The organism is Paenibacillus sp. GCM10027628, assembly GCF_042676385.1.
GTDB lineage: Bacteria > Bacillota > Bacilli > Paenibacillales > NBRC-103111 > Paenibacillus_E.
In genome coordinates this window covers 78,464-98,697 of record NZ_JBHTHA010000017.1, presented here as the reverse complement: position 1 = coordinate 98,697, position 20,234 = coordinate 78,464, and the positions used below count along the sequence as shown (strand labels likewise).

Sequence of the window (20,234 nt, the reverse complement as noted above, 5' to 3'; positions counted from 1 at the left end):
AAAACTCTCGAATGGCTATCTCTAGTTTGCTAACAGGATTTATTTTATTATTACCATACAAAAGTCATAGTAATGATTACCAATAAGATAAAGAGAACCAACACTGCAGCTGTACTAGTACGAGCAATTCCTACACCTTCTGACATAGTTACTCACCTCTTTTCCTATAGGCTAATTTGATTAATTAAGTTTTTCTAAATGAAAAACGGAGACCCAAAGAAGAACGGCGATTCCGAAATTGCTAATAAATCAAATAGAACGAGCGGAGTCACAGGATTAAAGAATGGGCTGAAGAACGGCGAAAAGGCACTTGTATTAACCGTTTTTTTGTTGGAACGAAGATAAATTTTATCGCCTTTGATTTTCTGCAATGTGCCGTCTAAGACCTCACCTTGACGTGTCATAACAAAGACATGTTTGCCAACGAGGGATTTAAGCTGATCATGGCTGACTGACATTCTGAATCACCTCCAGATGCTGTTTTCCCCTTAGGGCCATTAGATGCTGAATGTTGTTAAAACGATAACCAGCAAGATGAAAAGAACAAGGATCGTTGCGGGTGAAGTGAAGAAACTACCATAACCAGAATATGAACCGGCTCCATAACCCATAGTGATTACCTCCTTTTGGTATTGAGTGGTGGTGACTATATAGAGTACGAACTTGTTCCAATAATTGCTTGGACGAAATAATTAGACAATCTACCCAAGTGAGTAAGGGTTATTTTGTATGTTTCCATATGGGGCGGGGAATATTAATAGTCGATTCTGATGAGGAACGCATGGTTAGCATAGGGGAAGCGGGGAGAACAAGACGATGAAAAGAAAAATGGCAATTATCAGCGGCAGAACAGTCGGGAAATTAAGTCGGTTGCTGGGTCATAATGGATCAACCCTCCCCGGAGTTGTGGCTTTGAAAATAGATCCGAACATATTAAAAAAATTGGCTGAACCCATCAAACAGTTTATTTTCATAACGGGCACGAACGGAAAAACGACAACATCCAATTTATTAGCCCACATCCTGCGGTCAACGGGAATGAAAATTTTGAATAATGCCGAAGGTGCGAATATGTTGTCCGGGATAACGGCCTGTTTAATCAATCATGCTGCGTTATTCAAAAACATTCCATACGATTATGCGGTAATTGAAGTGGATGAAGCCAGTTTGCCTGTCGTTTTGAAACAAGTTACTCCAAAAGTGGTCGTAATTACTAACTTTTTTCGTGATCAAATCGACCGATACGGAGAAATCGATGTGCTGATTAAAGAGATTATTACGTCTATAGATCCCGTCGAAACAAAATTGATATTAAATGCCGACGATCCCTTGGTATTTCGCTTGAGCATTCTAAATAAAGACATGATCTTTTATGGACTTCGGAAAGAGGCCTATCCCTTTGGAGATTATGCGATGAGCGAGTCCAAGTATTGCCCCGCATGCGGTAAAGAAATTCAGTATGAGCATATTCATTTTAACCAGCTTGGACATTATGCTTGCACCTGCGGATTCCGGCGTCCGGCCCCACATTACGAGATCGAAAGCATTCAGAGTAATCCCTTATCGTTCACCTTGAAAAATGAAACATATAGCATGAATATGACAGGGGCTTACAATGCGTATAATGCTTTAGCCGCAATCTCATGTGCGGTAGAAATGGGAGTTCAACATAAGACGATTAAAGAATCTTTACCTCAGTTCTATTCCGACAACGGGCGAATGCAGTTGTTTTATCACAGAGGGTATCCTTATATCGTAAATCTGAGCAAAAATCCTTCGGGTACCAATGTTTCATTATCTGAAATCCTTGCGACCCGGCATGAGAAGCAAATCGCATTCTTTATTAATGATTGGGTTGCGGATGGCGAGGACGTGTCATGGATCTGGGATGCGGATTTTGAGTGCTTGCAAAGGGAGGATATCACGAGAATCATCTGTTCAGGACGTCGGGCAGCCGATCTTTCATTAAGACTCAAATATGCAGGTATTGATCTAAATAAAATCATCCGTATACCTTCCATTCAACAAGCCGTTCTATTTGCGTGTTATAACCCGATGCCGACTTATTTATTGCCAACTTATACAGCTTTACAACCGGTGAAACGCTATATGACAAGGAGTGCAAAGAAGGAAAATGAAATTGGTGCTCTATAATTTTTTTCCAGATCGGTTGAATCTTTATGGAGATCGGGGAAATGTGACAGCCCTTCAAAAGCGCTGCGAGTGGCGAGGTATTCAATTAGAGGTTGTGGATATCAAAACGACGAATGCTTTGCATTTTTCACAAGTGGATCTGTTATTCATCGGCGGAGGGAGCGATCGGGAACAAGGTCTGGTCGCTCATGAATTGCTGAGAGTAAAGAAGGATTTTAAAGATTGTATAGATGACGGCGTAGGTTGTCTGGCCATATGCGGCGGATACCAGCTTTTAGGAAATTACTATGTGACTTCAGCAGGCGACGCCCTTATGGGATTGGATCTTTGTGATTGTTACTCTATTGCGCGAAATGATCGTATGGTCGGCAACATGCTGATTGAATCGAAGGAACATGGAAATATAGTAGGATTCGAGAACCATTCCGGGAGAACCTATCATGGGCATGAACCTTTAGGAACAGTTATAAAAGGTTTTGGCAATAACGGAGAAGACGGGACGGAAGGTCTTTGTTATAAAAATGTAATCGGCACTTATTTGCATGGTCCCGTTCTGCCTAAAAATCCTTCTCTTGCCGATCGAATGATCGCAGCAGCCATTGAAAGAAAATATGGGACAAGGGAGTTAATTCCGCTAGATGATACACTAGAAAATGAGACTAAACATCTGGCAGAAACGATTTGTCTAAATAATTAAAGAAAAAATAAATTTATTTTTTATAGATTTCTGTTGGATTCTGTAGACCGGAATATAGAATGAATGCGAAAGCACCTTTTCAGCAAAGAAAAGAAAGCGCTTTATTTTATGGATTAATTTGGAGGGAAATCAATGGGAGCGACGACGAAAGAACCCATTAAGGTCACACAGCGGGCGGAAAATTTAAATGTGTTGGAGAGAACGCAACAAGTGATACAAACAGCACTGGAGAAAATGGGCGTCGGAGAGGGGTGCTATGAATTATTAAAAGAGCCCCTTAAGCTGTTGACGGTTCGTATCCCAGTAAAGATGGACGATGGTTCGGTAAAAGTATTTACCGGGTATCGCGCGCAACATAATGATGCTGTCGGACCGACTAAAGGCGGCATCCGCTTTCACCCGAGCGTGACGGAAGAGGAAGTCAAAGCGCTTTCCATGTGGATGACGATTAAATGCGGCATCGCGGATCTTCCTTATGGCGGGGGAAAAGGCGGTATTCAATGCGATCCCCGTGCTTTATCCTTTGCGGAGCTGGAACGGTTGAGCCGTGGATATGTACGAGCAATAAGCCAACTAGTAGGACCGACCAAAGATATACCTGCTCCTGATGTATATACGAATTCGCAAATTATGGCGTGGATGATGGACGAATACAGCCGTATCCGTGAATTTGATTCTCCTGGATTCATCACAGGCAAGCCCATCGTTTTAGGTGGCTCTGCCGGGAGAGAATCATCGACGGCCATGGGCGTAACGATATTAATCAGAGAAGCGGCTAAAGTTGCGGGCATTCAATTAGAAGGCGCAAGAATTATCATTCAAGGATTCGGAAATGCAGGCAGCTACCTTGCCCATTTTCTTCATGAAGCGGGAGCCAAAATCGTAGGGATAGCGGATGCTGGCGGAGCCCTCTACAATGAGGATGGATTGGATGTACAGTATTTGCTGGATCGGCGTGATTCGTTCGGGGCTGTGACCAATCTCTTTTCGAACACCATAACGAATCAAGAGCTGTTGGTCAAAGAGTGTGATATTCTAGTACCTGCCGCGATAGAAAACCAAATTACAGAGGATAATGCCTGGGATATTAAGGCCAAACTCGTAGTTGAAGCGGCTAATGGACCTACAACCTTGAAGGCAACGGAGATTTTGACGGAAAGAGGCATTTTGCTGGTGCCCGATGTGCTCGCCAGTTCAGGCGGCGTTATCGTATCTTATTTTGAATGGGTGCAAAACAATCAAGGTTATTACTGGACGGAAGAAGAAGTGAACGAGAAGCTGACACGCATCTTGATTCAATCCTTCCATACGGTCTATGAAACTTTCGTGCAAAAAAAGGTGGATATGAGATTAGCCGCATACATGGTTGGGCTGAAACGAGTCGTGGATGCCGCCAAATGGCGCGGATGGATCTGATTTAATATGAGAAAAAGCTATCCTTAAGCAGACTGAATGCTGCGGTGAGGATAGCTTTTTTTTGCATTAGTTTAATTTCATCTCCGGTTGTCGATCCAGGCCGCGGCTGGTGAAAATAAATACGGCGTTCAGCAGTAGGATCCCCATGGTGACATAGAACACGGAGGTGAAGCCGTACGCTGCGGCAAGATGGCTGCCCATCAAGGGGCCGATCAGGTTGCCGAGGAACAGAGACGAGGTATTGAAGCCATAGGCGGTCCCTTGGATTTGTACAGGGGCGAGCTTCTTCACGAGCACATTCAGAGATGGAATCATGCCACCGATGAAGAGTCCGAGCAGGAATCTTCCGACCAGCAGCATGGTGACGCCAGTAGCGAACGCTTGCGGGATAAAGGCAAGCGCAGCCATTGTCAGCGCGAGGATGAGCGTCCTGCGCTGTCCGATATGGTCGCCCAACCTGCCGAGGGTAGGGGCGCCGAACAGATTCGCGATACCTGTAATCGCGACGACAAGTCCGGCCAGCAGCTCCAGGTGGCTGCCGGTATACAGGGTCTTCGCATAGACCGTGACGATAGGCTCGATGCTCATCATCCCGACTTGAGTAATCAGGGAAGCGGCGAAGACCGGCAGCAAGGGCCGAAACAGGCTCCACTGCATGCGCTGTTTGGTTTTTTTCGTGGACGCCGGCTTATGATCCTCATGGATAAAGATCAAAACCACGATGCTGGCGCAGAGCATAAGCGCGCCTGTGAAGAAAAAGACGCGGCTGTAACCGATGACTTCCGCCAGCAGGCCGCCGATCAGCGGGCCGATCAGCGATCCGGCGATAGCCCCGGTTTGAAGGGTGCCTAGCGCCCGGCCGGAATGCTCCGTCGGTGTGATCGATGCCTGCAAAGAAACGGCCATCGAGATGAAGCCGGAGAAAATACCGTTCAATAAGCGCAGGGCGAGCAGCTGCCAAGGAGCTGATACGATGCCCATTAGCGCAGTAACGACCGCCATGCCGAAGCCGGCGCGAAGGAGCATGATCTTACGCCCGCGTTTATCGGCAATGGCGCCCCAGAGCGGCTGGGTGAGAAACGAAGTGATGAATTGAGCGGCCACAACCCATCCTGTCCAACGTTCCACATCGGCAAGCTGATGAACGCCCAACTGCTCGATATATAACGGCAAAAAGGGGAGAACAAGGTTCATCCCGCACATAATAGCGAAGTTAGCTACCCAAAGAATCCACAATGACTGTTTCCAATGCAAAGGTGTAGGCATGAATGGTGCTCCTTGCTTTTTTTTCGTTCAGTATACCATATCGCATCAGCCATGCGAGAATCGCTGTCGATATTTGCGCGGCGAAATGCCTTCCAGCTTTGTGAAGCAGGTCGCAAAATATGCGGGCTGCTCGTAGCCCACCTCCTCGGCGATCCGGGCGATCGGCAGATCGGTTTGCAGCAGGAGCAGCTTCGCTTGCTGGACGCGAAGCCTGGTCACATATTCAGTAGGTGAGCAGCCGTATTCCTTTTGCATGCAGCGTGCGATATATACGGGGTGGAAATTAACGCTGTCGCCGAGCTCTTTGGCGGTGATGGGTTCACAGTAATGCTGGCGCAAATAGGAGGCGGCTTTTTCCGCACAATCGGCCCATGGCGACGGGCTTTCCGCCTCGATGGAGGCCGATAGATGGCGCAGCAGCTCTTGAAACAACTGCTGCTGCGTCCAGCGAATGCCGTTCACGTGTGCGCGCGGCTGAAGCTGGTGGAGCTGATCCAGCAGATCATACGTCTTCTCCGGCTGCAAGAGCCGGGTAAATTGCGGAATCCGTATGGTAAAAGGCTCCACGGCAAAAGGTTCGACCGGCTTCGATGCCAAGCCGGAATCATCAAGCGGCAGGGGCGGCAAAGCTTCGTCGATCATCGTCCAAGGGCCTCCGGCATGGAAATGCAGCCAGTGCGTATCGGTATCCTCCGTACATGCCTGTGTGGCGAGGTGATAACGATCGGGGCGCAAAATGACGGCATGACCGGCAGATACCGTAAAACGGTGTTCATCTTCGGAGATGTAAAAGCAGCCGCTGGTTGTAACAACCAGATCGAACACTTGGATATTGCGACGGCTCGGATGCTTGCCGCCTTTAGGTATCGTGTTGAATCCGCTAATGATATAGTGCGGAAGCGGGGGGACGGTTATTTCAATAAGCGACATCTGAACTCATCCTCATGGTTCCAAGAAGTGGAAGTTTGAATTTTGAAAGTTTGCGTTGCATTCATGTTACATGGAATCAAGTATAGCATCTATAATTTGAGCAGACTACAGAGTTTCATTTATAGAAAAAAACAGATGCTTGGATGGTGGAGAGCCCGTGCGTACAGAGAAAAATGAATTTTCACTATGGCTGCTGGCGTGGCCGATTTTTATCGAACTGCTGCTCCAGCTGCTTCTCGGAGCGGTCGATACGCTGATGGTAAGCCGCGTGTCCGATGATGCCGTAGCGGTTGTTGGACTTGCAAATCAGCTATTTCAAGCGGTAACGACTTTGTTCATGACGGTCGCCAGCGGAGCAGGGATTCTAATTGCTCAAAAATTAGGAGCGCGACAGCAAGAAGACGCCCGCACGGTTGCGGTTATGGCCGTAAAGGTCAGCGCTTTGATTGGTCTCACCCTCAGCCTCATCTTATATTTCGAAGCGCGTCCGTTAGCGCAGCTGTTTCATTTGGAGGAACGGCTGCTGCCTTTGGCGGAAACCTACATTTCCATTGTTGGCGGAGGCATGGTATTAACGGCTTTGTCGGCAGCTCTCAGCACGGTCATTCGGAATACAGGGAATACGAAGGGGCCGATGATTACAGCTATAGGTATGAATATCATCCATATCGTATTTAATTATGGCTTCATCTATGGGGCGCTCGGTCTTCCCCAGCTTGGTTTAACCGGTGTTGCCATCTCGACGCTGGTCAGCCGACTTCTTGCCGTTATGCTGCTTTTATTTATGTTTCTTACTGTTTTTGAGCGGCGGATGGAATGGAGGGATCTCCATGTGTTCAATCGGAAATTATTTGGAGAAGTGCTGAAAATCGGCTGGCCGCTCGGGGTCAATATGTCCTCTTGGGTGTTCACGCAGCTGACGATTTACACGTTTCTGGCGATGATGGGAGCCATGGAATTGGCTGCGAGAACGTACATGAATACGCTTGAATCGATCTGTTTTATGCTGGGCTATTCGATCGCGCTCGCTGTACAAATTCAAATTGCCCACCTGTATGGTGCAGGGAACATCAAGGAGGCGTATCGAAGCGGGTATCGCGGAACATGGATCGGCTTGGCGCTAGTGGGTTTGAATTGCGGAATACTTGTTCTGATCGGCAAAAGTTTCCTCGGTCTCTTCACCTCGGATCAAGCGATTATTCAACTTGGCCTTTCTTGCATCGTGTTGACGGTCATCCTGCAGCCGGGCAGAATGCTGAATATGGGTATGGGCAACGCCCTCAATGCCATTGGAGACACCCGCTACAATATGATCATCTCGTTAATCTCCATGTGGTGCGTCGCAGCGGGGCTCTCGTATGTGCTCGGCATCCACCTTGGTTGGGGACTGGCGGGCATTTATGTCGCAAGTATATGCGATGAGTATTTACGCGGTATATTGGTCGTCATCAGGTGGCGGCAGCAGAAGTACTTGCGAAGGGCAGAGCGGCAAAGGCAGAGCGAGATTGTTGTTGCTGGCGGTGCTGGCGGCAGCGAAATAGGCATTCACGCTTAGCTATAATGAGCGGCATCACCCGGAAATTGAACGAGGTGGTGTCGCTTTTTGGTTGTATCGGAAATTATGCAAGATGCTGATCTGCGGGTAATGATGATCTTTGGAACCGATATTTGTTTATTCTGGCTGATGCTTCTCTGGGGAGACCGTCACCATATTATGACTTTCTCTTGTAGAGAACAATTGTTCGTTAATAGAGACCATTGAGACGCTAAAAGGAGAGCGAATTCCGATCTAGAGGTGATTAGAGACCAAATGACCATATATAACGAACGTGGTTCTCTAATTATAGACCTTTGTTCTTTCGAGACCCATTTGGAACATCCCTCCCATCAAATTGCGTCCAACGGGTGCGCTAATAGCGACTATATTCTCTATTCCTCTCAGCTGAAGCTGTATACTTTCAATCCTTGGAGGGTGATTTTGTTCATGCATTGATTATATAATATGGATACTCGAGTGATAAGAAAGTAGCAAACCAATCAGTATTTTATGAGGAGGATATAAGGATGGATTTAGGATTGCAAGGAAAAACGGCGATTATTACGGGCGGGAGCAAAGGCATCGGGCTAGCCTCCGCACTTGCTTTGGCGGCAGAAGGGGCTCAAGTGTCCATCGTGGCCAGGAATATCGAGTCTTTGAAAGAGGCTGCGGCATTGATCTCGGAGAAAACAGGCGTGGAGCCGTTGATTGTTGCGGCTGACGTTTCCGTGGAACAGGATGTTCACCGAGCGGTAGAGCTGACGATGGAACGATTCGGCGGCATCGATATTCTGATTAACAATGCCGGCACTTCGGCTGCGAAGCCCTTTGAAGATGTGCCAACCGAGACATGGGAAGCTGATTTGGACTTGAAGCTTTTCGGTGCGGTTCACTTCGCACGGGCTGTCATTCCTTGCATGCGGAAGAACGGAGGCGGCGCTATTCTCAATGTTACCGCAATTGGGGGGAAAACGCCGTCCGCTTCCTCCATGCCGACATCGGTCAGTCGTGCTGCGGGACTAGCGCTGACCAAGGCGATGAGCAAAGATTTGGCCGGCGATAATATCCGGGTCAACGCGGTTTGTATCGGGTTAATCCGCAGCGATCAGATCGAACGGATGTGGCGGGCCAAAGCGCCGGAGCTCACCTGGGAACAGTTTGCAACGGACCCGAGCCACGCAATCCCGCTGGGCCGGATCGGCCATACGGAAGAAGCCGCTAAGGTGATTACTTTCCTTGTCTCCGAAGCGGCATCCTACGTGACCGGAACCTCGGTAAACATTGATGGCGGCAAGTCTGCAGTGTTGTAACCGGACTTAAGTCGAGCACAGAACCATCCCGGGGTCCAGCCGGATTTCATTCTCACGCCTGTTATCTCGTTCCATATTGTTCCTGTAAAGTGAGGGTATCAAATCATTTACAGGAAAGGGTGTTTGGGGTTGAGTAATCAAGCAATTAGGGCAACGAACCCGGCGGGCAAGTTATTTGAAGGGGAAAAATGGCTGGTGCTTACAGGGCTTCTCGGATTTCTGCTGGCAGGAATATGCGCAGTGTGGGTATTGCTGTATGGGGGACCCGTATCCCCTAAAGGCAATGTTTTAAATGCATGCTCCTTTGATGCTGCTATAGGCATATTTCTGTTGTCGACGGCAGCAATCACTCCGTTGACTGCGATGGGTCCGAAAGGCAGAGCTTTCTTCCGATGGTCATATATCTTACTTGCGCTTTATTCTTACTTGGCGGAAACGGTACAAAATTTTCGCGGTGTGAACCCGAGGTTCGTGAACGGAGGAGCCCCCTTCGATGTCGCAGTCGGTTCCATTTTTGCTTTCGTAGCTTTGTTGTTGATTCTGTGTTATCTGTTTTTGGCCATTCAATATTTTCGCAAAAAAGCCTATAAGCTCCGCCCGGAGCTGGTGGTGGGTATCCGATACGCGATGGTCGCAATCATGATCTCGTTTGCCGCCGGCATCTGGATTTCTTTCAATCAAGGACGTACCGTCGGCCTTCACGGCAATATTATTTGGCTGCATGGCCTTGGCTTTCACGCTCTTCAGGCAATCCCGTTTGTGGGCTGGCTTGCTGAACGCGCATCGCTTACACGCAGCAGATTGATCCATATAACAGGCTGCACCTATTTATTAGGGTTAGCTGCGATCGGCTGGCAGACGATCCTCGGCCGCTCCATCTTAGAGTGGTCCGCACTTCCGGTTCTCGCTGTTGGTTGTTTTCTGATCGCATTAGCGCCAGTGGTACTTATGATGCGTCGCACAGCTGTTGTCCATAGGAGTTATTGATCAGGTTTGTAACGAAGTTGACATTCTTTTGAAGGGGTGCAATAATAAATTAACTGAATGTTCTTATTAAATTCATTGACGAGAACGAGTACGCTAACCCCTTGTTTCCCAGAGAGTCGGCCTAGAGCTGAAAGCCGATATTCAAGACTTAGCTGAAAATCCTCTCCGAGAAGGAACGCTGAAGCATCTGAGTAAGCAGCCCCGGGATCCCGCCGTTACAAGGGCCGCGTATGATAGTACGTAGAATGAGGAGCTGTCCTGATCATTTGCTGAATGGTCACGATGGAACTAGGGTGGTATCGCGAGATGAAATCTCGTCCCTTACGGGGCGGGATTTTTTTGTTTTTTATTTTAGAAAAAGAGAGGATGTCACCCATGAGAAAAGTGGATGTCAAAGAGAAAGCAAGAACCCGCGAACTTCGTGTTCTGGAGCAGTGGAGACGAAGCGATACGTTCCGCCAATCAATTGAAAACCGCAAAGGCGGGCCGAACTTCGTCTTTTACGAAGGACCGCCGACTGCCAACGGAACGCCCCATATCGGACACGCGCTCGGTCGCGTTATCAAAGATTTCATCGGCCGTTACAAAACAATGACCGGGCACCGTGTCGTCCGCAAAGCAGGTTGGGATACGCACGGCTTGCCTGTCGAGCTTGGCGTACAGAAGCAGCTCGGCATCTCCGGTAAACAGGAGATCGAGCAATACGGCGTAGCCAAATTCGTTGAAATGTGCAAAAACAGCGTATTTGAATATGAACAGCAGTGGCGTGAATTGACAGAAGCGATTGCATACTGGACGGATATGGATCATCCTTACGTGACGCTTACGAACGATTATATCGAGAGCGTTTGGCATATTTTAGCCGGCATTCATCGCAAAGGGTTGCTCTACAAAGGCCATCGTGTCAGCCCCTATTGTCCTGACTGCCAAACAACGCTTAGTTCACATGAAGTGGCGCAAGGTTATGAGGATGTCAAAGATTTAAGTGCCACGGTGAAATTCAAGAGCACGGGCGGAAGCGAAATCTTTCTCGCTTGGACGACGACCCCGTGGACCCTTCCTGCAAACGTAGCGCTCGCGGTGAATAAAGACATTGACTATGTCAAGGTGAAATGGCAAGGAGAGGTATACATCGTCGCCAGAAATCTAGTGGAAAAAGTATTCCGCCAAGACTACGAAATATTATCTGCTCATAAAGGATCGGAATTTGTCGGCACCTCTTACGTACCTCCATTCAGTTATGTTAGCCCGAAAAGAGGACATATTGTCGTTGAAGCAGACTATGTCATGGATACGAGCGGTACCGGCATCGTTCATATTGCTCCGGCGCATGGAGAAGATGATTACCGAACGGCTCGTGGGCATGAACTGGATTTTGTAAATGTAGTGGACTTGGCCGGCCGGTATACGGATCAGATTGCCGATTTTGCAGGACGATTCGTTAAAGATTGTGACGTCGATATCGTGAAAAACTTGTCGGAGCGCAGCTTGTTATTTGCCAAAGAGCGTTATGAGCATAGTTACCCTTTCTGTTGGCGCTGCAAATCCCCGCTGCTCTATTATGCGATGGAAAGCTGGTTCATCCGTACGACCGCAATCAAAGACCAACTGATCGAGAACAACAGTAAAATCGAGTGGTATCCTTCCCATTTGCGCGATGGACGCTTCGGCAAGTTTCTCGAGGATCTCGTTGATTGGAACATCAGCCGGAATCGGTATTGGGGAACCCCGCTTAACGTGTGGTTATGCGAGGATTGCGGAGCGGAGTGTGCGCCGGGATGCCATGAAGAGATGCGGGAAAAATCGATACGCCCGATTGACGAAAACTTGGAGCTGCACAAACCCTACGTCGATGAAGTCAAGCTGCGCTGCTCTTGCGGAGGCGTCATGCACAGAACGCCTGAAGTGATCGACGTCTGGTTCGACAGCGGTTCTATGCCGTTTGCGCAATATCATCACCCATTTGGGGATGAAGCGTTGTTCAATGAGCAATACCCGGCTGACATGATCTGCGAAGGGATTGACCAAACGAGAGGCTGGTTCTTCAGCCTGTTGGCAGTTTCAACGCTCTATAATGGCCAGTTGCCTTATAAAGCCGTTCTGTCGACCGGGCACGTATTGGATGAAAACGGGCAAAAAATGTCCAAAAGCAAAGGAAACGGCATCGATCCTTGGGAAATCATTGAGGAGTTTGGCGCAGATGCGTTCCGCTGGGCTTTGCTGTCAGACAGCGCCCCGTGGAATAGCAAACGTTTTTCTAAAGGAATCGTAGCTGAAGCGAAATCCAAAGTGGTCGATACGATCCATAACACCCATGCCTTTTACGCGCTATATGCGGAGATTGACCAATACAGACACGAAGATTACTTGCCGCAGAAGCGCGTGAACGAATTGGATCGCTGGATTTTATCAAGACTGAACAGCACTTTGCAACATGTGCGGAAGGGATTGGAAGTTAACGACTTTCTGAATCCGGCCAAACAAATCGAACGGTTTGTCGACGAGCTAAGCAACTGGTATGTCCGCCGTTCGCGCAGCCGTTTCTGGGGCAGTGAAATGAATGCGGATAAAGTGGCGGCGTATCAAACGCTGCGTGAAGTGCTGCTGGTGCTCTCGCGAATGATTGCACCGTACATGCCGCTCATTGCTGAAGATATTTTCGGCAACCTTGGCGGGGAAGGAAGTGTACATCTCGCGGATTACCCGGCGGTAACAGGGTCTGCCATCGATCCAGCGCTTGAGAGTGACATGGAAACCGTACGGCAAATCGTTGAATTGGCGCGGATGATTCGGAACGAAACGGGAATCAAGACCCGCCAGCCGCTTTCTGAAATGATCGTTTCAACCGAAAGCCATTTCGATCTAAGCCGATTCGAAGACATAATAAAAGACGAAATAAATGTCAAAGCAATCCGCTTAGAACAAAGCGATAACGGCTTTGCCGACATCAGCTTGAAGCTGAATCTGAAAGAGGCAGGCAAAAAGTACGGCAAATTAGTCGGAGCCGTGCAAAGCTGCTTGAAGCAGTTATCAGCTTCCGATGCCAAAAAAGCCGTCGACAACGGTTATATAGCAATCACGATCGACAGTGAAGGGCTCCATGTCACTATGGATGAACTGCTTGTGGAAAAACGAGCCAAAGAAGGGTTTGCATCGGCATCGGGAAACCGGATCACCGTTGCTATCCATACCTCGATAACCGAAGAGTTGGAGCAGGAAGGTTTTGTACGGGAGATCGTTCGTGCCGTTCAAGATTATCGTAAAAGACGAGAATTGCCTATTGAAAAACGAGTCAACCTCATCCTTGACGTCGATTCAACGTTGAAAGCTGCATTGGAGCGGTTCACTCATATCCTGCAGGACAACGTGCTGCTTGCAAGTATCAGATATGCTAAAGAGCCGAATATGGAAGTAGTTTCAATGGGGGATAGGAGTTTCGGACTACTTATCGAGTAGCGAACGAAGAAGCGCATCACTTTGGGATGCGCTTCTTAAAGCTGCTTCAATTGATCTACTTTTGACTTCATGGAAGCTATGACTGTTTTTTTGTAACGAAACGCAAGCGCCAGTACTTGAAGCTGTTGTCTACGGGTCAGCTCCTTCATCCGGGGCTCCTCATTCAAGAAAACGCGTACGATGGACCATGTGGCAGGAGTCATCCGGTCTCGTTTAATATGAGGAAAATGAGTTAACGACGTGTTATTGCGGAGCTTATAAATCCACGATGTTATCTGTTTCCTAGGCCTGTTTTCCTCAACCAGGCAGGGGGCGGTTAACTTTTTTGTATGCGTACGAAGATATTCATACCGGTCGTTTCCTAACAGGATCGTATAACTTTTGTCTTTGCGATTTTTTCTAACCACAATGAGATGCATGCAGTCCCACATCAGGCTGCGAAGTTTGCGGAGATGCGACGTCATTGTAGCCGGCAAATCGGGTTTGATCCGGTCCAGTGGTACATATTGTACAGTGAATCGCATAGGCATTCTCCTCCTTTACCCAAAGTATATGGAGGTAACGATTTGTCTTAGAATCGTATAGGCCGGGGCATGGATGGAAACTGAAGGGACTGAGTAAATAATAGAGCCGACTTTCCACGAGGGGAAGGTCGGTTTTATTATTTTTAGCGTCTGTACGTGCGGAATGTGATGTCGCGGTTATAGTTGCCGAAGCCTTCGCCATACAGCGTCAAACCGCCGACATGAGCCGCATGCTCCGGCACTTCCAGCCGCAGGGTCCACTCGTTGCGGGACATGCGGATATCTTTGATCGTGACGGCCGAGAGCCGCTGTCCGTCCAGATAGGTGCCCTCCTCGGTAATACGGATAACCTTCAACCAGCCGTATTGGTTGATGGAGTCCGGCCACCAGGCTGGGGTGAGCAGGCCGCGTCCCTTCCCGGAATCCCCCGGGCTGGTCCAATAGCCGAGCAATGTATCATTCACATAGAAGTGAATGTCAGAAGGCCAGTGCTCCTGGATGCCAGGCGCCTCCGAGCCGATCTCCATCGAGATCTCGATCTCCTCGAGCGTCTGCCCGGCGAGTACATAGTTTGGGATGCGGTATTCCACGAATCCCCGCCCGAACCAGAGGATGCGCGCATGCATGCGCTCCGGTTCAAAGAAGTAGCGCGGGTCGTCATACTGGCCGATCATGTGCTCGGCTGTTGCCAGACCGCAGGTCGGATGCACCTCGAACCGCGTGTAATGCCCGACGGGGATGGACACTTCGTCAAAAGCACGCTGCTGTTCGGTCTGCTGGGGCAGGAGCACCTCGATGCGGGCAACCGCCAGCGAACATATTTTATGCGTACCCCCTTGCTTGCGCACTAACTCGGTAACGATTAATCCGCCTTTCTCCAGCTTTTTTACATGCATCGTCACAATGGCGCTGCTCAATCCGAGCAGTGTCGCCAAATCCTTCACATTCCTTGGCTGCTCAGCGAGCAGCTCCAATATCTTAAGCCGCACGTCGCTCGCCAATGCTTCATAAAGCGGCAGCCATTTGCGGTCAGTTGTCGTTTGGATCATGTCCTTAGCTCCTTATAGGTTCATCGACTAGTTAAGGAAAATATTAATTCAAAAAAAGCAAAATGAAAAGCTTGAAATTCCATCGGTGATGTTGTTTAATGGGTTTAGGTGGGTAGTTAATGTATTAATTGATTCATATTTATATTAATTATACTATGAGGTGATGGCCATGTCTATGAAAGCAAACATGATTGTGGACAAAGATTTTCAAATCGGCGAAGTGGATTCGCGGATATACGGCTCTTTTATCGAGCATCTGGGCCGTGCGGTGTATGGCGGCATTTATGAGCCGGATCATCCACAGGCCGATGAGCAAGGTTTCCGCACCGATGTGCTGGAGCTGGTCAAAGGACTGGATGTACCGATTGTTCGTTACCCGGGCGGAAACTTTGTATCCGGATACAATTGGGAAGATGGCGTAGGTCCCCTGGAGCAGCGCAAAAAGCGTCTTGAGTTGGCTTGGCGTACGGTGGAGCCGAATCTTTTTGGACTGAATGAATTCATGGACTGGTGCCGCAAGGCAAACACACAAGCGATGATGGCGGTGAACTTGGGAACTCGCGGACCGGATCAAGCGCGGGAGCTGGTGGAGTATGCGAATCATCCGTCAGGCAGCTACTGGAGCGATTTGCGCATTTCGCATGGTTACAAAGAAGCGCACAATATTAAAACTTGGTGCTTAGGCAACGAAATGGACGGTCCTTGGCAAATCGGCAGCAAAACTGCAGTAGAGTACGGGCGTATCGCTTGCGAAACGGCTAAGGTGATGAAATGGGTCGATCCGAGCATTGAGCTGGTCGCCTGCGGCAGTTCGGCGCTGAGCATGCCGACTTTCCCTGAATGGGAAGCGACCATTCTTGAACACACTTACGATCATGTGGACTACATATCGCTGCATCAATATTATGGCAATCGCGACAAGGATTCAGCTAACTTCCTCGCGCAATCGCTCGGCATGGATAAATTCATCAACACGGTTATCGCGACGGCTGATTATGTGCAGACCAAGAAACGAGGCAAGAAGAAGATTCATCTTTCCTTCGACGAGTGGAACGTATGGTATCATTCCAACGATGCTGATCGCCAAATCGAGCCTTGGAGCGTGGCGCCTCCGCAGCTCGAGGACATTTACAACCATGAAGACGCGCTGCTTGTCGGCTGTATGCTCATTTCCTTACTCAAACGCGCGGACCGCGTGAAAATGGCCTGCATGGCACAGCTCGTCAACGTTATCGCGCCGATTATGACGGCAAATGGAGGAGCGGCTTGGAAGCAAACCATCTACTACCCTTACATGCACACAAGTGTATTCGGTAGAGGAACTGTATTAGTGCCTTTGATTAAATCGCCAAAGTATGACGCCAAGGACTATACGGATGTGCCGTACCTGGAAGCCGTGGCTGTTCACAACGAACCGAATTCGGAAGTGACGATTTTCGCCGTCAACCGCAACCTGCAGGAAGCGCTGCCTCTTGAGCTGGACTTGCGCAGCTTCGGCGCCTGTCGCGTTATTGAGCATATCGTGCTGGAGAATGACGATCTGAAGGCGGCGAACACGATCGACGCACAAGATCAGGTGAAGCCTCATTCTGGCGGCAATGCTGCAGTATCTAGCAGCGGACAGGTGCAAGCTGTATTGTCGAAGGCTTCGTGGAACGTGATCCGCTTGAAACTGGTGGATTGAGCGGGATAACGTGGAAAAACCGCGTTAAAGCGACATCTTGTGCGAGAGTGAGCCGGATAAGGCGGAAAAACCACGCTAACCGACCGCCACTGGATGCAGCCCGAGCCCGTCTGGTACTTTAACGCGGAAAAACCGCGTTAAAGCGACATCTGGAGCGGGATCGAGCCGGATAAGGCGGAAAAACCGCGCTAACCGGCCGCCACTGGATGCAGCGCGAGCCCGACTGGTACTTTAACGCGGAAAAACCGCGTTAAAGCGACATCTGGAGCGGGATCGAGCCGGATAAGGCGGAAAAACCACGCTAACCGACCGCCACTGGATGCAGCCCGAGCCCGACTGGTACTTTAACGCGGAAAAACCGCGTTAAAGTGGCATTTGGAGCGGGATTGAGCGGGTTAACGTGGAAAAACCGCGCTAACCCGCCGCCCCCGTAGGCAGCGCGAGCCCGTCTGGTACTTTAACGCGAAAAAACCGCGTTAAAGCGGCATCTTGTGCGGGACAGTTCCGGATAAGGCGAAAAAACCGCGCTAACCCGCCGCTCCGGATGCAATCCGAGACTGTCTGGTACTTTTACGCGGGAAAACCGCGTTAAAGGGACATCTGAGGCGGGTTCGAGCCGGATAAGGCGGAAAAACCGCGCTAACCCGCCGCCCCCGTAGGCAGCCCCGAGCCCGCCGGGCGAAAACAGACCGAAGACAGTGAAGGAAGCTGCAACAGCTCCCCGCACTGTCTTCATTTCTTTATTTTTCCGACTATGCTCTGGTATGATGAGGAGAAATACTTACCAAGGGAGAGTTATAGGCGTATGAAATGGAAGCTGCTCTGTGTGGCCACGCTGGCTCTGAGCTTGTCCGCTTGCGGGAATAAAGACAAACAAATCGAGCCGGTAGCCGTGAAAGCGGATGCCCCTACGGTTTATAAAAACTTTTGCATTTCGTGTCACGGCAACAACTTGCAAGGCGGTGAGGGGCCTAACATTCAGAAAGTCGGAGAACGCCTCACGGAAGATGAGATTATAAAACGGATCCAAAAGGGCGGAGGCGGTATGCCGCCGTTCCAAGTCGCTTTAAAGGATGAAGAGCTGAAGGCCCTGGCATCTTGGCTGGCAGGACTCAAATAAATGAAAACTCATGTTATTTTCAGGTTGCCTACATAATTTCTTCACAATTGAACTTTATAATGAGGGGCTAGAGGAGAGTGATGAACATGCACTTGAACTTGAGGCCCCGGAACCATCGGCTTTTGAAGATGAGACCAAACCGTCCGGGGGCGATTTTGGTTTGTCTGTTTTTCCTAGTTTGTTTACCGATTTTGTCGGTAGTTGGGATTGAATTTCTCGAACGCGGTTCCTTACATGATACGATACATTGGATTTTATCTTATAAACGGCTATTCCTTCTGAATGTGGGCTTGTCTTTTTGCTTACTGGCCTTGATTTACGCAATTGTAGGATCGTTCGCTATATCCGGGGCCATCTCCACTTTAGTCCTGGGCGCTATGGCGCTAATCAGTTATATGAAGGTAAAAATGATCGGGGAGCCTTTCTTCCCGTGGGATATTTTGCTGAATAAAGAAAGCATGGACATTGCTTCGCTAGTCACTGGCAAAGCCGCGCTGATACGAATTGGATCTGTCGCGTTGGCCGTCATTGTAGTCCTGCTGCTCAGATGGGTGATGCCGCGTTGGAAAATGCCGGTCATTTTGCGCGTTGTTATGGGGGCTTGCGCCCTTTATGCGCTCTATGCATTCGGGGTGAAAACGCCAATGGCAGGCAAGATTTTGGACCGCGCCAATGTGAACGAAATTGTGTGGAATCAGCAGCAGAATTATACGGACAATGGACTTACATTGGCCTTTACGCTGAATGTCAAAAATTCCATCGTTCCGAAGCCGCCCACTTATAGCGAACAATCGCTTGCGACAGTCGCTGCTGATATTCAACAAACCGGACTCAAGCAGCCGACAGGGGCGGACCCTCTGAACGGGAAAAAGCCAAACGTCATCTTTATCATGAGCGAGGCGTTCTGGGACCCGACCTTGTTGCCGAATGTCTCTTTTAGCGAGGATCCGCTCCCAACAATCCATCGATTACAGAAGGAATCAAGCTCGGGCTATCTGCTTTCTCCTCAATTTGGCGGAGGAACGAGCAATGTGGAGTTCGAGGTGCTGACCGGCAATTCCATGAGCTTCCTGCCCGGCGGCTCGATTCCGTATCAGCAGTATGTGAATAAGCCGGTTCCGAGTTTGGCAAGCTATTTTGCCGATCAGGGTTATAAAAGCATGGGTATCCACTCCTATGAGGGATGGTTCTGGAATCGTAATTCGGTATATAAGCAGCTTGGGTTCGAAAGCTTTAAGAGCAGCGAAAATTTCCAAAATCCTGAGGTCAAAGGTTACTTCATCTCGGATGCGGAAGTATCCAAGAACATCATTCAGGAAGTCGATAACACGGCGAATCCGATGTTTATTTATACGGTGACGATGCAAAACCACGGACCATACGATGACCCGCGCTACGGCCAAAACTCCATACAAGTCCAGGGCGACTTGACGCCATCGGCGAAGTCGATTCTGGAAACATACACGCAAGGCGCGCATGATGCGGATCAAAGCTTGCAGATGCTGATCGATCACTACGAAAAGTCCAGCGAACCGACCATGATCGTATTCTACGGCGATCACCTGCCGATGCTCGGACTCGATTACCAAGTGTACGCCGAGTCCGGCTTCGTTCATACCGGCAACGCGAACGACTGGTCGCTCGATGAGGTGAAGAAAATGCACAGCATCCCCCTGGTTATGTGGTCGAACTTCGACATGCCGAAGCAGCAAATTCCGCTGTTGAGCGATTCGTTCCTCGGCGCGCATGTGCTGGATATGCTGCATATGGAGAAACCGGCGAACTTCGCGCTGAACGACAAAGTAGCGTCTGAGGTGCCCGGTCTCTTAAACAATTTGGTTGTGGACAACAACCAAGGACTTCATGCCCAAGCGCCGGATTCCGCCAAGGCCCTCATTGAGGACTACCGCAATGTGCAATATGACTTGCTCTTCGGCAAGCAGTACATGGCTGCGCATATCGACCATGACTATTTGACGAAGAATTCGCAGGCCGATTATAACGCCGAGTTTGGCGCACAGAGTGGCTCGCGGGCGGCAGTAGAAAACGGCAGCACGCCAGCCGCGAAGCCGGTGAGTGCGCAGTAAGTTTCACTAAAATAGCC

The 20,234-nt window shown here is 49.3% G+C and carries 18 protein-coding genes and 1 other annotated feature; of the genes, 10 read left to right on the top strand and 8 right to left on the bottom strand.

Going from position 1 to position 20,234, the window contains the following annotated elements; genetic code table 11:
- Window positions 1-50: 50 nt before the first annotated feature.
- From ACFQZT_RS15995 to ACFQZT_RS15985, 3 genes are read right to left on the bottom strand one after another with little or no spacing between them, the layout of a single operon-like run.
- A complete protein-coding gene (locus ACFQZT_RS15995; protein ID WP_379301552.1) occupies window positions 51-146 on the bottom strand; it encodes a YjcZ family sporulation protein in 96 nt (31 codons plus the stop codon).
- A gap of 48 nt (window positions 147-194) precedes the next feature.
- A complete protein-coding gene (locus ACFQZT_RS15990; RefSeq protein ID WP_379301550.1) occupies window positions 195-458 on the bottom strand; it encodes a hypothetical protein in 264 nt (87 codons plus the stop codon).
- A 39-nt stretch (window positions 459-497) separates the two neighbouring features.
- The gene (locus tag ACFQZT_RS15985; RefSeq protein ID WP_379301548.1) at window positions 498-611 is read right to left on the bottom strand and encodes a YjcZ family sporulation protein; all 114 of its coding nucleotides are present in this window, start codon (window positions 609-611) and stop codon (window positions 498-500) included.
- Window positions 612-816: 205 nt separating this feature from the next.
- Between ACFQZT_RS15985 and ACFQZT_RS15980 the strand changes: the two genes are divergently transcribed.
- From ACFQZT_RS15980 to ACFQZT_RS15970, 3 genes are all read left to right on the top strand, one after another.
- Window positions 817-2,154, top strand: a complete 1,338-nt coding sequence (locus ACFQZT_RS15980; RefSeq protein WP_379301546.1) for a MurT ligase domain-containing protein — start codon at window positions 817-819, stop codon at window positions 2,152-2,154.
- Complete coding sequence (locus ACFQZT_RS15975; RefSeq protein ID WP_379301544.1) at window positions 2,135-2,851, top strand: type 1 glutamine amidotransferase; 717 nt, start codon at window positions 2,135-2,137, stop codon at window positions 2,849-2,851. The genes ACFQZT_RS15980 and ACFQZT_RS15975 overlap by 20 nt, the downstream gene beginning before the upstream one ends.
- 132 nt (window positions 2,852-2,983) lie before the next feature.
- Entirely contained in the window at window positions 2,984-4,267 is a 1,284-nt protein-coding gene (locus ACFQZT_RS15970; protein ID WP_379301542.1) for a Glu/Leu/Phe/Val family dehydrogenase, read from the top strand.
- Window positions 4,268-4,333: 66 nt separating this feature from the next.
- On the opposite strand, the gene ACFQZT_RS15965 is transcribed toward ACFQZT_RS15970, so the two are convergent.
- Together ACFQZT_RS15965 and ACFQZT_RS15960 are read right to left on the bottom strand one after the other, a co-directional pair.
- Entirely contained in the window at window positions 4,334-5,533 is a 1,200-nt protein-coding gene (locus ACFQZT_RS15965) for an MFS transporter (protein ID WP_379301540.1), read from the bottom strand.
- A 45-nt stretch (window positions 5,534-5,578) separates the two neighbouring features.
- Window positions 5,579-6,463, bottom strand: coding sequence for a helix-turn-helix transcriptional regulator (locus ACFQZT_RS15960; RefSeq protein WP_379301538.1), 885 nt, complete (start codon window positions 6,461-6,463; stop codon window positions 5,579-5,581).
- 157 nt (window positions 6,464-6,620) lie between these two features.
- On the opposite strand from ACFQZT_RS15960, the gene ACFQZT_RS15955 reads away from it, so the two are divergent.
- The 4 genes from ACFQZT_RS15955 (at window position 6,621) to ileS (ending at window position 13,753) form a co-directional block, all read left to right on the top strand.
- On the top strand, window positions 6,621-8,018 hold the full coding sequence (locus ACFQZT_RS15955; protein WP_379301536.1) for an MATE family efflux transporter: 1,398 nt from the start codon (window positions 6,621-6,623) through the stop codon (window positions 8,016-8,018).
- Window positions 8,019-8,527: 509 nt separating this feature from the next.
- On the top strand, window positions 8,528-9,310 hold the full coding sequence (locus ACFQZT_RS15950; RefSeq protein WP_379301534.1) for an SDR family NAD(P)-dependent oxidoreductase: 783 nt from the start codon (window positions 8,528-8,530) through the stop codon (window positions 9,308-9,310).
- A gap of 129 nt (window positions 9,311-9,439) precedes the next feature.
- Complete coding sequence (locus ACFQZT_RS15945) at window positions 9,440-10,297, top strand: hypothetical protein (protein WP_379301532.1); 858 nt, start codon at window positions 9,440-9,442, stop codon at window positions 10,295-10,297.
- A gap of 66 nt (window positions 10,298-10,363) precedes the next feature.
- Window positions 10,364-10,622, top strand: a binding site (T-box leader).
- 50 nt (window positions 10,623-10,672) lie between these two features.
- On the top strand, window positions 10,673-13,753 hold the full coding sequence (gene ileS, locus ACFQZT_RS15940) for an isoleucine--tRNA ligase (protein WP_379301530.1): 3,081 nt from the start codon (window positions 10,673-10,675) through the stop codon (window positions 13,751-13,753).
- 35 nt (window positions 13,754-13,788) lie between these two features.
- On the opposite strand, the gene ACFQZT_RS15935 is transcribed toward ileS, so the two are convergent.
- Together ACFQZT_RS15935 and ACFQZT_RS15930 are read right to left on the bottom strand one after the other, a co-directional pair.
- Window positions 13,789-14,277, bottom strand: coding sequence for a hypothetical protein (locus ACFQZT_RS15935; RefSeq protein WP_379301528.1), 489 nt, complete (start codon window positions 14,275-14,277; stop codon window positions 13,789-13,791).
- A 143-nt stretch (window positions 14,278-14,420) separates the two neighbouring features.
- Window positions 14,421-15,326: an ArsR/SmtB family transcription factor gene (locus ACFQZT_RS15930; RefSeq protein ID WP_379301526.1), complete on the bottom strand. Its 906-nt coding sequence runs from the start codon at window positions 15,324-15,326 to the stop codon at window positions 14,421-14,423.
- 169 nt (window positions 15,327-15,495) lie between these two features.
- Here ACFQZT_RS15930 and arfA point away from each other — a divergent pair, with 169 nt between their 5' ends.
- A complete protein-coding gene (arfA, locus tag ACFQZT_RS15925) occupies window positions 15,496-17,010 on the top strand; it encodes an arabinosylfuranosidase ArfA (RefSeq protein ID WP_379301524.1) in 1,515 nt (504 codons plus the stop codon).
- A gap of 457 nt (window positions 17,011-17,467) precedes the next feature.
- Here the strand turns inward: arfA and ACFQZT_RS15920 are convergent, their stop codons facing one another.
- Window positions 17,468-17,746 carry a hypothetical protein gene (locus ACFQZT_RS15920; RefSeq protein WP_379301522.1) on the bottom strand — a complete coding sequence of 93 codons (279 nt, stop codon included), beginning with the start codon at window positions 17,744-17,746 and terminating at the stop codon, window positions 17,468-17,470.
- A 69-nt stretch (window positions 17,747-17,815) separates the two neighbouring features.
- On the opposite strand from ACFQZT_RS15920, the gene ACFQZT_RS15915 reads away from it, so the two are divergent.
- Both ACFQZT_RS15915 and ACFQZT_RS15910 read left to right on the top strand, forming a co-directional pair.
- Window positions 17,816-18,130 carry a c-type cytochrome gene (locus tag ACFQZT_RS15915; RefSeq protein ID WP_379301520.1) on the top strand — a complete coding sequence of 105 codons (315 nt, stop codon included), beginning with the start codon at window positions 17,816-17,818 and terminating at the stop codon, window positions 18,128-18,130.
- Window positions 18,131-18,216: 86 nt separating this feature from the next.
- A complete protein-coding gene (locus ACFQZT_RS15910) occupies window positions 18,217-20,217 on the top strand; it encodes an LTA synthase family protein (protein WP_379301518.1) in 2,001 nt (666 codons plus the stop codon).
- Window positions 20,218-20,234: the final 17 nt, after the last annotated feature.

Coding starts and splice junctions, on each gene's coding strand:
- ACFQZT_RS15980 (WP_379301546.1), top strand. CDS start 817: ATGAAAAGAAAAATGGCAATTATCAGCGGCAGAACAGTCGGGAAATTA.
- ACFQZT_RS15965 (WP_379301540.1), bottom strand. CDS start 5,533: ATGCCTACACCTTTGCATTGGAAACAGTCATTGTGGATTCTTTGGGTA.
- ACFQZT_RS15960 (WP_379301538.1), bottom strand. CDS start 6,463: ATGTCGCTTATTGAAATAACCGTCCCCCCGCTTCCGCACTATATCATT.
- ACFQZT_RS15910 (WP_379301518.1), top strand. CDS start 18,217: ATGCACTTGAACTTGAGGCCCCGGAACCATCGGCTTTTGAAGATGAGA.
- arfA (WP_379301524.1), top strand. CDS start 15,496: ATGTCTATGAAAGCAAACATGATTGTGGACAAAGATTTTCAAATCGGC.
- ACFQZT_RS15930 (WP_379301526.1), bottom strand. CDS start 15,326: ATGATCCAAACGACAACTGACCGCAAATGGCTGCCGCTTTATGAAGCA.
- ACFQZT_RS15975 (WP_379301544.1), top strand. CDS start 2,135: ATGAAATTGGTGCTCTATAATTTTTTTCCAGATCGGTTGAATCTTTAT.
- ACFQZT_RS15920 (WP_379301522.1), bottom strand. CDS start 17,746: ATGAAGACAGTGCGGGGAGCTGTTGCAGCTTCCTTCACTGTCTTCGGT.
- ACFQZT_RS15970 (WP_379301542.1), top strand. CDS start 2,984: ATGGGAGCGACGACGAAAGAACCCATTAAGGTCACACAGCGGGCGGAA.
- ACFQZT_RS15935 (WP_379301528.1), bottom strand. CDS start 14,277: ATGCGATTCACTGTACAATATGTACCACTGGACCGGATCAAACCCGAT.
- ACFQZT_RS15995 (WP_379301552.1), bottom strand. CDS start 146: ATGTCAGAAGGTGTAGGAATTGCTCGTACTAGTACAGCTGCAGTGTTG.
- ileS (WP_379301530.1), top strand. CDS start 10,673: ATGAGAAAAGTGGATGTCAAAGAGAAAGCAAGAACCCGCGAACTTCGT.
- ACFQZT_RS15990 (WP_379301550.1), bottom strand. CDS start 458: ATGTCAGTCAGCCATGATCAGCTTAAATCCCTCGTTGGCAAACATGTC.
- ACFQZT_RS15985 (WP_379301548.1), bottom strand. CDS start 611: ATGGGTTATGGAGCCGGTTCATATTCTGGTTATGGTAGTTTCTTCACT.
- ACFQZT_RS15950 (WP_379301534.1), top strand. CDS start 8,528: ATGGATTTAGGATTGCAAGGAAAAACGGCGATTATTACGGGCGGGAGC.
- ACFQZT_RS15915 (WP_379301520.1), top strand. CDS start 17,816: ATGAAATGGAAGCTGCTCTGTGTGGCCACGCTGGCTCTGAGCTTGTCC.